Here is a 13,439-nt window from a genome sequence, read left to right as displayed (position 1 = left end):
GCGGATGCCGTTCGGCGGGCACCCGCTCCCGTGGGGGCGGAGCGTCAGGCGGTGATCCTGGCCTCGTCCGCCGCCGGAGATCCCTCCTCGGCGTTGTCGCCGGCGGGCATTTCCTTGATCTTGGCCACCGGCCCGGTCAGCAGGGTCAGTCCGCCGGCGATGGTGACCGCGCCGGCCACCGCGAGGCCGGCCGTCAGGCCGATGCCCTCGCCGAGCGCGCCGCCGGCGAAGTAGCCCAGCGACAGGGCTCCGTAGACCGCGGAGAGGGCGGTGCCGCTGACGCGGCCCATCTGCTCGTTCGGGGTGACACCCTGCACGAGGCTGAGGACGTGGATGTCGAACATCGGGGAGACGAAACCGATGACGGCCTGGACCACGATCAGGCCGACGAAGCCGCCGACCGCGCCGCCCGTCGGGACCAGGATGTAGCCGGCGCCGAGCACGACCGCCGTGATGACCAGCAGGCGGCCCACCGAGAGGCTCTTGGAGACGACCTCGGAGAGCACCGCGCCGACGATCACGAAGACCGACATGACGGCGAAGGCCGCACCGACCTGGCCGGGGCTGAGGTCCAGCACCTTGTACGCGTAGACGATCAGCAGGGCGTCACCCATGGCGGCGCCGAGGTTGACCACGACGTTGGCGGTGAACAGGCCGCGCAGGACCGGATTGCCGAAGAGGGTCTTCATTCCCTCCTTCATCTCCGCCTTGGCGGAGGCCTTGCGCTCCTGGGTCCGCTCGCGGGTGTCCCGGTGGCGGATGACGAGGAGGGCCACGAGCGAGACGAGGAAGGTGAACGCGTCGGCGGTGATGGCGCGTGCGGCGCCGAGCAGCTGGATGAGGGCGCCGCCGGCGCCGGCGCCGACCGCCTCCGCGACGCTCCGGCTGATCTGGAGTTTGGTATTGCCCTCGATGAGGTTCTCGGTGCCGATGAGCTGCGGCAGCCAGGACTGGTAGGAGACCTCGAAGAAGGTGGTGAGGACACCGGTGAGAGCGGCCACGACGTAGACGTGGGTCATGCTGACGGAATCGAGGGCGAATGCGAGCGGAATCGTGCCGAGGGCCAGGAAGCGGCCCAGGTCGGCGGCGATCATCACTGTGCGCCGCGAGACCCGGTCGGCCACCAGCCCGGCGATCGGGGCGAGCAGGAGGAAGGGGAGGAAGCGCAGCGCCCCCAGCACGCCGACCTCCAGGGCTCCGCCGTCCAGCACCACGACCGCGAGGGTCGGAAGTGCGAGGAGGGAGATCTTGTCGCCGAAGTTGCTGACGGTCTGCCCGAACCACAGGCGATTGAAATCGGAATGCCGACCGAGTGCCATGTCGACGCCCTTTTCTGATTGGGTACGGAATTGTCGGACGGCACTGACGCTATGGAGCCGGAGTTAGACCACGGTTATGAATCCGGGGACTGTAGACCGCTTGTAGACATGCGATGAGCTCAGCTGGAGAAGCGTGCGATGTCGGCGCTCTCGCGGGCGATTCCGGCGGCCACGGCGGGGGTCGGGGGCTCGGTACCGGGGAACGGTTCGACCTTGACGGGAGTTCCGCGGCGGCCGCCGGACCAGGTGCCGACGGCCAGGCCGTCGACCAGCACGGTGGCGCGGATCTGCCCGCCGCCGGGCCACACCCGGCGTTCGTGTGCGGCGGGTACGGACAGGTCCCGGTCGCGGTAGCCGACGAGGTAGTTGTCGTAGGCCGGCAGCAGGCGTACGTCCGGCTCCGCGGGGGCGGGGGCGGCCTCCGGCCCGGTCTCCCGTACGGCGGCCCACGCGTTCTTGCCGGTGGTGGCCTTGAGCCCCGACCAGTGGACGAAGTCCAGGGCGTCGGAGGGTCCGTACGCCGCGCGGTAGCGGCGCGCGAGTTCACGTTCGGCGGCCGCTCCGGTGAAGGGCAGGGGTCCGGTGGCGGGCAGCCAGTCGTCGAGGAGGACGAAGGTGGCCTCCCCGTCCCGCTGCGGTCCGTGGCAGATGCGCCCGGCCAGGGCGGCCCGGCGGATCAGGTGGAAGGCGGACTGCCCCTTCGGCTCCACCCCGAGGGTGGTGAGCCGGTCGGTGAGCTGGGCCCGGGTCAACGGCCCCTCGCCGTCGATCGCTTCGGTGATGAGGCGTTCCGAGCGCGTGCACAGGGCCTCGTCGAGGTCCAGTTCGCGCAGCCGCCGGGCGGCGAGTGCGAGGTGGACGGGGCCGAAGAGGGCCAGCAGCCATCGGGCGTCGGCGGCCGGTACCAGCTGGAGGGTGCCGCGCATGAACCAGCCGCGGACGGCGGTGCGTTCGGTGTCGGTGGCCCGGCGGACCGCCTCCCGGGTCAGCCCGCGGGCCCGCACCCGGAGCCCGAGCTCCGCCGCGGGCAGGTCCTGGGCCTGCACGGCCAGCACCCGGTCGAGGACGGCGGCGACGGATTCCTCCCGGACCTCGCCCCCGATCGCCTGTGCGCGCGCCCTGAGCAGCCGGTCGGTCGTACGTCGTTCCACGTGTCCAGTCTTTCAGCCGAGCGGCCGTGGCCGCGTCTTCTCGTTGCCGGTCCGGCCCGCTCCTGCTCCGAACGACGCCGAGGCCCTGTGCCGGGCGGCCGACGGGCCGCCCGGCACAGAGCCGGACCGGAGCGTGCGCGGCCGTCAGCGCCTGCGGCGCAGCACCGCGTAGTAGCCGGGCAGCCGCAGGGCGTCGGAATCCGACCTGGGGTCGATCGCGTGCAGTTCTATCGCCTCGTCCTCGACGACCTCCCACCCGTCCGCGCCGAACGCCTCGGCCAGTTCGGGCCGGGTGAAGCGGTGCGAGTGCCGGACACCGGCCGCCTCCAGCGGGCCGACCAGGTCCTCGGCGCGGCCTCGCTTGCCGCCGACGAAGCCGAGGTAGCCGAAGGAGTTGCTGGAGTAGTCGGGCTCGTGCACGATCAGCGTGCCCTCGTCGCCCAGCAGCCGGTCGGCGACCGCCGCGAGCCGGGCCCGGGCCTCGCCGTCCAGGACGTGGAAGACACCGCGGACGAAGATGTTGTACGGCCCCTCTCCCAGGACGGCGGCCTGCTCGGCGTCGGTCATGTCGATCGCCAGGTAGTCGACGTTCGGCACGCCCTCGGCCTCGCGCTTGGCGTGGTCGATGGCGCTGACCGAGACGTCGACGCCGATGACCGAAGGGTAGTGCGGGGCGAGTTCGCGGCTGTAGCGGCCGTTGCCGCAGCCGAGGTCGATGACTTGCAGGTCGCCGCGGAAGTGGCGCTGCGCCTGGTCCAGCAGCCAGCGGAACTCCTCGCCGCTGTCTGCGTCCCAGATGACGTCGCCGCCGCGGCCGGTGCGCCGGATCCCGGCCCAGTACCGCTCCCAGGCGTCGCCGGTGTCGCGCTCCTCGGCCTTGCCGGGGGCGGCGTCCTCCTCGCCGGGCGGCGGGGAGTGCCGTTCCCAGACCTCGTCCTCGGCGAGGGTGTCCAGCAGGGCGGTGAACTCCTCGAACATCGCGTCGATGAGGCCGTCCGGGTAGACGGCGGGCAGGAAGTCCCAGTTGAAGGTGAGGCCCTCGGGCTTCTCGAAGACCTGGAAGTCGAGGGAGACCTGCGGGGTCTGGGAGATGCCGTAGACCGGGGCGCCCAGTTCGGTCTCCTCGTACTGCGGCGGGTGGCCGGCCAGGCTGGTCATCACCACGGGCATGGCCGGGGCGAGGGAGCCGCGCAGCCTGGTGAGTTCGCGCAGGACCTGCACCCCGCTGAAGTAGCGGTGCTCCAGGTCGGCCCAGAGCCGGCGCTGGACGGCCTGCGCACGCCCGGCGAAGGTGGACTCCGTCTGCTCGACGGCCAGCAGCAGGGTGGTCGTGGTGTCCGCGAGCAGCGAGTTGACCTGCGGGTGCAGCGGGAGGCGGTTGAACAGCGGGAAGTTGATGGTGAAGCGGGCCTGTCCCGCGGCCTTCCCGAGGATCTCGGCGTAGGCGGCCGCCAGGACCCCGGACGGGGTCACCTCGCGGGCGTGCGCGCGTTCCTGGATCCGGCTCCACCGCTCCGGGGAGACGACGTGGCTGCGGCGCTCGAAGCGGACCGGCAGCTCCGGGGCGTCGGCCGGGCGGGCGGGCAGCTCGGGGGCGGGCGGGAGGGTGGCGAGGCGGTCGCGCCAGTACCACTCGGAGCGGCGGTAGAGCTCGCTGTCGCGCAGCGAGTTCCCGACGGCGAGCACGTAGTCGCGGAAGGTCAGCTCCAGCGGGGCGAGTTCCGCGTCCGGTTCGGCGTAGTAGGTGACCAGGTCGGGGACGAGGACCTGGAAGTAGCTCCAGGCGTCGGCGACGAGGAAGTCCAGGCAGAGGTGGATCCGGGCCCGGCCGCCGCCGAGCAGGCTGATCCGTACGTCGAACAGCGGCCAGGCGTCGGCGTCGAGGACCTGGTGGGACAGCCGTTCACGCAGGTCGGCCAGCTCGGCCCGGCGGGTCTCCTCGTCGAGGCCGCCGAAGTCGGTGACGGGGATCTCGTAGGCCGGGATCTCCTCGAACACCTGCTGGGTTCCGTCGGGCAGGACGCGGGTGCGCAGGGCGTCGTGGCGTTCGACGAGCCGGCGCCAGGCCCTCTCGAAGCGGGCCGCGTCGAGCTGCTCGCTCTCCCACTCGAAGTAGCCGTGGCAGCCGACGTTGCCCAGTTCGACGAGTCCGCCGCGGCCGATCCACAGGGCCTGCTGGCTCTCGGTGAGCGGGAAGGGCTCGAAGCGGGCGGAGGGGTCCGGGACGATCGCGGGGAGTCCGCCGAAGGAGCCTCGGCCGCCGGTGCGTTCGGTGGTGACGAGGGTGGCGAGCTCGGCGACCGTGGGGCAGGTGGAGAGGTCGGAGAGGCTCAGCTCGACGCCGTAGCGGCGGCGGATCTCGTCGATCAGCTGGAAGGCGAGGAGCGAATGCCCGCCCAGCTCGAAGAAGTTGTCGTGGATGCCGACGCCGTCGGTGCGGAACGCCTCGGCCCACAGCCTGCCGAGCCCGTCCTCGACCTCGTTGCGGGGGGCTTCGTAGCCGGCGCCGACCGCGTCGCGGCCCTCGGGGGGTTCGGGCAGGCTGCGCCGGTCGACCTTGCCGTTGGGCAGCCGCGGGAGGGCCGGCAGCACGACGACGGCCGAGGGGACCATGTAGTAGGGCAGGGTGCGGGCGACCTCGGCGCGCACGGCGGCGGAGTCCGGCGCGGCCGCGCCGGCCGGGGAGACGTAGGCGATGAGCCGCTTGTCGCCGGGGGCGCGCTCCTGGGTGACGACGACGGCCTCGGCGATGTCGTCGAGCCGGGCGATGTGCGTCTCCACCTCCCCGAGCTCCACGCGGAAGCCGCGGATCTTGACCTGGGAGTCGGAGCGGCCGAGGAGTTCGACGGCGCCGTCCTCCCGGCGGCGGGCGAGGTCGCCGGTGTCGTAGAGCACCGGGTGCGGGTCGCCGGGCAGGAAGTTGGGGTGGAACTTCGCGGCGGTGAGCTCGGGGCGGCCGTGGTAGCCGGCCGCGACCCCGGCGCCGGAGACGTACAGGCGGCCGACCTCGCCCTCGGGCACGGGGCTGCCGTCCTCGTCCAGGAGGTGGACGCGGAGGTTGGCGATGGGCACGCCGACCGGGACCTGGCGGTCGGCCCGGACCTCGTCGGAGGTGGCCCGGCTGGTGAAGTCGATGCCGGCCCCGAGGTCGAGGCAGGACAGGACGTTGGTGGTCTCGGTGGTGCCGTAGGTCATCACGACCTGGAACGGGGTGTCGACGGGCGGCCAGCTGTGGACGCGCTCGGCCGTGGTCACCAGGATCCGCAGCGCCGTGTCCGCGGGCCAGTCCAGGCCCCACGCGGGCTCGGCCAGGGCGGCCACCAGCATGGTGTGGGTGATGCCCTCGCGGACGATCCAGTCGCGGATCTGCTCGGGGCTCTGGGCCTGTCCGGCCTCGGGGATGTGGATGGCCGCACCGGCGGGCAGGTAGGCGAGCCACTCCATGATCTGGACGGCGAAGCCGGGGGTGGACATCCAGGAGGCCCGGTCGCCGGGCCGGACCCCGTAGGCACGGGTGGTCCAGTGCACGAGGTTGGTGAGCGCGCCGTGCCGTTCCAGGACGGCCTTGGGGGTGCCGGTGGAGCCGGAGGTGTAGATGAGGTGGCTGACGGTGTCGGGTCCGGTCACGACGGCGGGTGGGGTGTCGGGCAGGCCGGCTCCGGCGGTGGCGACCTCGGCCTGCGGGACGCCCTCGGGTATCCGCCGGCCCAGGTCGGCGGGGGTGAGGACGAGCAGCGGCGCGGCGTCGGCGATCATCGCCGCGAGCCGGTCGTCGGGGTTGACCGGGTCGAGGGCGACGATCGCGGCGCCGGTCTTGAGGATGGCGAGGGAGCCGATGACGTACTCGGCGCTACGGGGGTAGCAGAGGCCGATCCGGGTCCCGGCGGCGGCTCCGCGGGCGATCAGCGCGTGCGCCAGCCGGTTGGTGGCGGCCTCCAGTTCGGCGTAGGTCCAGCTGCGGTCACCCTGCGCGAGGGCGGTGGCCCGGGGGGTGCGGGCGGCCTGTTCGGCGAGAAGCTGCGGATACCCGGTGGCGGGAAAGGCGGCGTCCGAACGGTTGAAGTCGACGAGTGCGGTGGTCACAGTGCGGGCCCTTTCTTACTTCGCGAAGGCTCGGCTGCGCAGCAGCCGCACGGGGAGACTGTTGATCCCCCAGGTGAAGTTGGAGGAGTTGAAGGTGACGGGTCCGGCGAGTTCGAAGCCGTCCAGCGCACCGAGCATCTCGGTGAGCAGGGCTCCGAGTTCGAAGCGGGCGAGGCGGGCGCCGAGGCACAGGTGGCGGCCGTGCCCGAAGGCGACGTGCCGGTTGGGGCGGCGGTCGACGCGGAAGGCGTGCGGGTCGGCGAAGACCTCCTCGTCGCGGTTGGCCGAGACGTTCCACAGCGTCACCCGGGCGCCCTCGGCCACCGGGATCCCGTTGATCTCGGTGTCGCGGACGGCGGTGCGCAGGGCGTGCACCCCGGGGGTGGTCCAGCGCAGGATCTCCTCGACCGCCGGGGCGATGCCGCCCTGGCCGAGGCCGCGCAGCAGCCGCCACTGGTCGGGGTGTTCGGCGAACATGTGGACGGCGCCGGCCGCCGAGTAGCGGGTGGTCTCGTTGGCCCCGGAGAGGACGCCGTTGAGGTTGAAGACGATCTCGTGGTCGCTGAGCGGCCGTTCGGTGCCGTCGCCCTCGTCCACGAGGGTGTCGTGGGCGATCTGGCTGACCAGGTCGTCGCCGGGGCGGGCCCGGCGCTCGGCGAGCAGCTCGATGAAGTAGAGGAAGATCTCCGAGTGCGCGCTGGTGCGTACCTCGTCGTCCGGGGAGTCGAAGGCGTCGGTGGTCAGGGCACCGATCCAGGCCCAGTCGGCGCGCGGGATGCCCATCATGGCGCAGACGACCCGGTTGGGCAGCTGCTTGGCGAGGTCGATGAAGTCCAGTTCGTCACGTTCGGCTGCCTCGGCCACCAGCTCGCCGACCACCTTCTCCACCATCGCCTCCAGGCGCGGCATCTGCTGCGGCCCGAAGGCCTGGTGGAGGGCGCGCTTGAGGCGGGTGTGGTGGGGGACGTCGGAGACGATGAGCATGCGCTGGGCGACGGCGGCGACGGCGGCCGGGTCGCTGCCGAGGCGCATCCCGCGCGCCGAGCTGAAGGTGTCGCTGTCGGCGTAGACCTTCATGATGTCGCGGTGGCGGCTCAGCGCCCAGAAGCCCCCGTCGTCGCTGCCCGGCTCGGGGTGCCAGTGGACGGGCGAGTGGGCGCGCAGCCAGGTGAAGGCGGGCCAGAAGTCGTTGCGGCCGAAGGGGCCCGGGTCGAGCAGGTCGATCTCCATCTCAGGCTCCTCGCAGGCTGAGCGGGCGGGTGTCGGGCCACTGGGCGTCCACGAAGCCGGCGCATTCGTCCTCGGTGCCGTCGAACCCGGCCGGCGTCCAGCCGTCGGGGGTCTCGCGTGCGGCGGGGTACAGCGCGTACTGCCCCTCGTGGTTCACGAGGACCTGGTGGGTGGTGGGCACGGTGTCCTCCGGACTCGGGCGGGTGTGGACGGTCGGGCGCTCAGGCGCCGGTCGCGGTCGCGGTGGGGGCGTGGGCCGGCGTATCGGCGCCCGCGGCCCGCAGCAGGGTGGTCAGGTGGTCCAGTACGGGCCGCGGGCGGCGCAGCACGGCGTGGTGGCCGCCCGTCGTGGTGTGCCGGGTGAAGGCGGCGGTGGTGACCGCGGCCCAGCCGTCCAGGTCGGCGGAGCTGACGGTCTCGTCGCCGTCGGCCCCCCAGGCGTGGACGGGCGTGCCGAGGCGGACGCCCGGCTCGTGGACGTAGCTCAGGGACAGCTGGGCGTCCTTGCGGAGCATCGCGACCATCAGGTCACGCGTGTCCTCGTCGAGCAGTTCGGGGTCGAGGCCGGCCGTGTCGAAGAGCTTGTCCAGTTCCTCGCCGTCGTCGACGATGCCGCGGCCGGCGCCGTCCCAGTGGCCGGGGGCCCGGCAGCCGCTGACCACCAGGGCTCGCGGGGCGACCCGGCGGGAGACCTCGTAGCCGAGGAGGCCGCCGAAGCTGTGGCCGAAGACCACCAGCGGCCGGCCGTCGGCGACGACGTCCCGCAGTTCCGCGGCGATGGCCTCCACGGCCTCGCCGAAGGTGTCCGGCATCGGGTCCCGCCAGCGGTTCTCCCGGCCCGGGAGCTGTACTCCGTACACCTGGGCGGTACCGGCCAGTTCGGGCCGCCAGGAGCGGAACTGCTGGCAGCCGGCTCCGGCGGGGGGCAGGCACAGCAGCGCGGGCAGGGCCCGGTCGGCGGGGTCGTCGGACCAGGTGGAGATCCAGGCGCCCATGGCTCAGGCTCCTTCGGCGGAGTCGGCGGCCGGGTCGGCGGCGGATGCCTCCCGTTCGGCGGAGAGCCGGTCGAGTTCGGCGGCGAAGTGCCGGGCGGTCGGTTCGGCCAGCAGCGCGCCGAGGCCGACGCGCAGTCCGGTGACGCGGCGCAGTTCGGACACCGCGCGGGCGGCGGCCAGGGAGTGGCCGCCCAGCTCGAAGAAGTCCGCGTCGGGGCCGGGGACCTCGGTGGCGAGCACGTCGGCCCAGACGGCCATCACGATGCGCTCGCTCGGGGTCGGGCCGGCGCCCTGGGCCACCACCGGTGTGCCGGGCGGCTGTTCCGGCGCCGCCAGGGCCTTGGCCAGTGCTTCGCGGTCGGCCTTGCCTGTGCTGAGGGTCGGGATGCGCTCGAGCACCCGTACGGTTCCGGGCACCGCGGCCGCGGGCAGCTGCTTGCGGCAGCGTTCCACGACCAGGTCGGCGAGGCCGGCCGGGTCGGCGCCGGGGGCCGCGACCACGGCGAGGCCGAGGGTCTGCCCCCCGGCGAGCGGGCAGCAGGCGGCGGCGACGACCTCGGGGAGTTCGGCGGCGATCCGCTCCACCTCGCCCAGTTCGATGCGGTGGCCGCGGATCTTCACCTGGTCGTCGCGTCGGCCCCGGTACTCCAGTTCGCCGCCGGGACGCCGGATCACCACGTCGCCGGTGCGGTACATGCGGGTGCCGCCGCCCTGGAAGGGATCGGGCAGGAAGCGGCTCGCGGTGAGTCCGGGGCGGCCCCGGTAGCCGCGCGCGACGGCGGGGCCGCCGAGGTAGAGCTCGCCCTCGGTACCGGCGGGCACCGGGCGGAGCTCGTCGTCGAGCACGTACGCGCGGTAGCCGGGCAGCGGTCGTCCGATGGTGGTCACGTCGTCCCCTCGTCGGCTGTCGGCCCAGGTCGCGGCGATGGTCACCTCCGTCGGCCCGTACACGTTGAGCAGCCGGCGGCCGCGGGCGAACCGCTCGGCCAGCGCGGCGGGGCAGGCCTCCCCGGCGACCACCACCACCTCGGCGGAGTCGATCCCGGCGCCGTGCGCGGCGAGCAGCGACGGGGTGAGGGAGACGGTGCGCAGGCCTGCGGACAGCGGTTCGCGGCCTTCGGCTGCGGCCCGGCGCAGCCCGTCCAGGGAGAGGTCGGTGAGGGCGACCCCCTGGCCGTGCGTCAGGTAGAGCAGGGTGCACCAGAGCCAGCCGTCGAAGGCGGGCGAGACGGCGTTGAGGCCGAGGCCGCCCGGGGGCAGGCCGAGGGTGCCGAGGGCGTCGACGAAGGTGTCCAGGCCCCGGTAGGTGACCTCGACGCCCTTGGGGCGGCCGGTGGTGCCGGAGGTGTAGATGAGGTACGAGCAGCTGTCGGGGGCGGGTACGGACACCGCGAGCGCGCCGGGGGCGCCGCGGCGCACGTCGGCGGGGGCCAGCGCGGTGATCCCGCCGGGCTCCAGGCCCGTGGGTACCTCGGTGGCGACCAGGACGGCGGCCCCGGCGTCGCGCAGGACGCGGCCGAGGCGCTCGACGGGGTGCGCGGGGTCCAGGGGGACGGCGGTACCGCCGAGGCTCCAGACGGCGAGCAGGGCGGGCACGCTCTCCCGGGACCGGCCGAGCAGCAGCCCGACGGAGGTCTCCGGGCCGACTCCGGCGTCGGCGAGCGCGGTGGCGTACCGGGCGGTGCGGGCGGTGAGCGCGGCGTAGGTGAGGGTGCCGTCGAAGGCCTTCACGGCGGTCTCGTCCGGCTGTTCGCGGGTCCACCGCTCCAGGCGGGCGAACAGCGGCGGGAGTGCGCCGCCGGCCGGGGCGTCGGAGCCCGGCGCGGCGGAGCCCGGTTCGGCCCGGGCCGCGCGGGGCGGTGTGTCGTCGGCCGGTACGCCCGGGGCGGTGGCCCCTGCGGACTCGGCGTGCCGGTCGGTCATCCGTCGTTCCTCTCGGTGTCCGCGGGGCGGGCGGCCGCGGTGGCGCGCAGGCGCGGGCCGACCACCTGGCCGCCCGTGCCCTGCGGGAGCTGCATCGACTTGGTCTCCAGGAAGGCCTCCAGTCCGGCGGTGCCGCATTCACGACCGATCCCGGACTGCTTGAACCCGCCGAACGGGGCGGCCGGGTTGAACTGGCCGCCGTTCACGTCGACCAGGCCGGAGCGGAAGCGCCGGGCCACGCCCTCGGCGCGGGCGCCGTCGCCGGACCAGACCGCGCCGTGCAGCCCGTAGCGCGTGCCGTTGACGATCCGGACCGCCTGGTCCTCCTCGTCGTAGGGGATGACCGAGAGCACCGGCCCGAAGATCTCCTCCTGGCCGATCGTGCTCAGCGGGTCCACGTCGGCGAAGATCGTCGGCCGGACGTAGTAGCCGGTGTCCAGGCCGGCGGGCCGGCCGGGGCCGCCGTGTACCAGGCGCCCGCCGCCCTCGTCGACGCCACGGCGGATGTACGCGGTGACGCGGGCGTGCGCGGCGGCGGAGACCAGCGGTCCGAGGTCGGTCGCGGGATCGCGCGGATCGCCGGTCACGTACCCGGCCATGGCCTCCGCGGCGAGCTGTACGGCCTCGTCCTGGCGGTCCCTCGGTACCAGCAGCCGGCTCCACTGCAGGCAGGTCTGGCCGGTGTTGAAGAGCATCTGGTCGACGGTGGCGGCCACGGAGGCGGCCAGATCGGCGTCGTCGAGGACGAGGCTCGCGTTCTTCCCGCCGAGTTCGAGGTGGACGCGCTTGACGGTGCCGGCGCCGAGCGCGGAGACCTCGCGGCCGGCCCGGGTGGAACCGGTCAGGGAGACCACGTCGATCAGCGGGTGGGTGACGAGCGCGGTGCCGACGGCGGCGCCGGTGCCGACGACCATGTTGAAGACGCCGGGCGGCAGATCGGCCTCGGCGATGGCCTCGGCGAGCAACCGGGCGTGCAGCGGGGTGATCTCGCTCGGCTTGTGCACGACCGTGCAGCCCGCCGCGAGGGCGGGGAGGATCTTCTGCACGGTGAGCAGCAGCGGGGTGTTCCAGGGGGTGATGCACGCGGCCACCCCGGCGGCCTCGCGCACGACGAGCGAATGGCCGACGCGCTCCTCGAAGGTGTAGGAGGCGGCGGTCTCGACGCAGTGCGCCGCCATGCCGAGGGAGAGTCCGACGTGGGTCTGGCGGGCCATCCGGGCGGGCGCCCCGACCTCGGCGGTGATGGTCTCGGCGAAGCGGTCGGCCCGGACCTCCATGGCCTCGACGACCCGGCGCAGCAGTGCCGTACGTGCGCGCGGCGGGGTGGCGGCCCAGCGCGGGAACGCGGCCGCGGCGGCGCGCGCGGCGAGGTCGGCGTCCCGGGCGGTGCCCGCGGGCACGGTGGCCAGGGCGCGCTCGGTGGCGGGGTCGGTGACGACCAGGCGGCCGTCGGCGTCGGAGGCGGCCCAGGCGCCGCCGATCCACTGGTCGGTGTAACGGGGCGGCAGCGGGGCCGCGTCGGGCTCGGCCCCGGCGGGTCTGGAGTCCTGTGGCTCGGTCGGCACGGTCAGCACGGTCACGGTGGGGTCCTCACTCGGTCACGGGATCACGGGCTCGCTGAACAGCTGGGTCGGTGTCACGCGGTCGCCTGGTCGGCCGTACGGGCCAGGGCGGCCGCGGCCCGGTTGTCGGGCCTGGCCCGCCGCACCGGGCGGGCCGGCGCGGCCGTACGGGCGTCCGCGCTCCAGGCGGGGGTCCCGGCCCGGCGGCCCGCCGCGGGCCGCAGCGCGCGGACGGTGGCGGGCGGGGCGCCCGTCACGGCGGAGACCGGGGCGCGGGCGGCGGCGGTGACGGCGGCGGCGCGCGCCGCGGCCGGGAGCAGGGTGCCCAGCAGCCGCTGGGTCTCGGGGCCGGGTGCCACGGCCAGTTCGTCGCGCATCCGGCGGGCGCAGAGCTCGTACCAGCGGCGGACGCAGGCGAGTTCACCGCGCCGGCCGTGTGCGGCCATCAGCGCGCGGTAGGTCTCCTCGTGGTGGCGGTCGATCTCCAGCGTGCGCTTGCACACCTCGATCAGCTCCACGAAGTCCTCGCGGGCCTCGGCGTCGGCGCGCAGCACGCCCAGGGCGCGCAGGGCGAGCGCCCTGAGGTACTCCCGCTGCTCGACGACCCAGTCGGCGCTCTCGCCGCGCAGGAACTCGCCGCCGTAGAGGCCGATCGCGGCCCGCAGCCGGGTACGGGCGAGCGGGGCGTCGCCGGCCGCGGCGGCACGCAGGCCGGTGTGCACCAGTTCCTGGAAGCGGTCGAGGTCGGACCACAGCCCGGTGATGTGCAGGACGTAGCCGAAGTCCCGGTAGACGAGCCGGATCCCGGAGTCGCCGGGGCGGTCGGGGTGGGCGTCGAGCACCCGGCGCAGGGCGTGGGCGGCGACCTTCAGGGAGCTGCCCGAGGTGCTGTCGGTGCCGGGCCACAGGGATGCGTAGAGCCGGTCGCGGGTGAGCATCTGGCCGCGGTGGACCACGAGGTACTGGAACAGGCCACGGGCCTTGCCGGCCCGCCAGCGCTGGACGGGGGTGCCGTTGACGGTCAGCTCGAAGTCGCCCAGGAAGCGGACCCGTACCGCCGGCCCCGCCGTCCCGTTCGCTGCGGTGGTCATCGCGTCCTCCCGGTGGTTTTCAGCCTGCCGCCCTCTGCCTGCGAGGAGTGTGTCCGGGGGCTCTACGACGGCCCTACAACGGCCG

The 13,439-nt window shown here is 74.1% G+C and carries 9 protein-coding genes; all 9 read right to left on the bottom strand.

All coding sequences use genetic code 11. The annotated features are described in order from the left end of the window. Positions 1-44 precede the first annotated feature (44 nt). Entirely contained in the window at positions 45-1,319 is a 1,275-nt protein-coding gene (locus tag Sspor_RS35850; protein WP_202202818.1) for an MFS transporter, read from the bottom strand. Positions 1,320-1,438: 119 nt separating this feature from the next. After that, positions 1,439-2,470, bottom strand: a complete 1,032-nt coding sequence (locus Sspor_RS35845; RefSeq protein ID WP_202202817.1) for a winged helix DNA-binding domain-containing protein — start codon at positions 2,468-2,470, stop codon at positions 1,439-1,441. A 144-nt stretch (positions 2,471-2,614) separates the two neighbouring features. Then, positions 2,615-6,553 carry a non-ribosomal peptide synthetase gene (locus Sspor_RS35840; RefSeq protein ID WP_202202816.1) on the bottom strand — a complete coding sequence of 1,313 codons (3,939 nt, stop codon included), beginning with the start codon at positions 6,551-6,553 and terminating at the stop codon, positions 2,615-2,617. A 15-nt stretch (positions 6,554-6,568) separates the two neighbouring features. Continuing rightward, positions 6,569-7,783 carry a cytochrome P450 gene (locus tag Sspor_RS35835; protein ID WP_202202815.1) on the bottom strand — a complete coding sequence of 405 codons (1,215 nt, stop codon included), beginning with the start codon at positions 7,781-7,783 and terminating at the stop codon, positions 6,569-6,571. A gap of 1 nt (position 7,784) precedes the next feature. After that, on the bottom strand, positions 7,785-8,048 hold the full coding sequence (locus Sspor_RS35830) for an MbtH family protein (RefSeq protein ID WP_308296203.1): 264 nt from the start codon (positions 8,046-8,048) through the stop codon (positions 7,785-7,787). Further along, complete coding sequence (locus Sspor_RS35825) at positions 8,005-8,778, bottom strand: thioesterase II family protein (RefSeq protein ID WP_202202813.1); 774 nt, start codon at positions 8,776-8,778, stop codon at positions 8,005-8,007. Before Sspor_RS35825 ends, Sspor_RS35830 begins: the two co-directional genes overlap by 44 nt. Positions 8,779-8,781: 3 nt before the next feature. Beyond that, on the bottom strand, positions 8,782-10,701 hold the full coding sequence (locus tag Sspor_RS35820) for a non-ribosomal peptide synthetase (protein WP_202202812.1): 1,920 nt from the start codon (positions 10,699-10,701) through the stop codon (positions 8,782-8,784). Further along, positions 10,698-12,209: an aldehyde dehydrogenase family protein gene (locus Sspor_RS35815; protein ID WP_202204061.1), complete on the bottom strand. Its 1,512-nt coding sequence runs from the start codon at positions 12,207-12,209 to the stop codon at positions 10,698-10,700. The genes Sspor_RS35820 and Sspor_RS35815 overlap by 4 nt, the downstream gene beginning before the upstream one ends. A 128-nt stretch (positions 12,210-12,337) precedes the next feature. Then, positions 12,338-13,354, bottom strand: coding sequence for an AfsR/SARP family transcriptional regulator (locus Sspor_RS35810; protein ID WP_202202811.1), 1,017 nt, complete (start codon positions 13,352-13,354; stop codon positions 12,338-12,340). Positions 13,355-13,439 lie beyond the last annotated feature (85 nt).

The sequence above is a fragment of the Streptomyces spororaveus genome, from assembly GCF_016755875.1.
Taxonomy (GTDB): domain Bacteria; phylum Actinomycetota; class Actinomycetes; order Streptomycetales; family Streptomycetaceae; genus Streptomyces; species Streptomyces spororaveus.
Note: the sequence above shows the minus strand (reverse complement) of the source record. Positions and strands in the feature narration are given on the sequence as shown.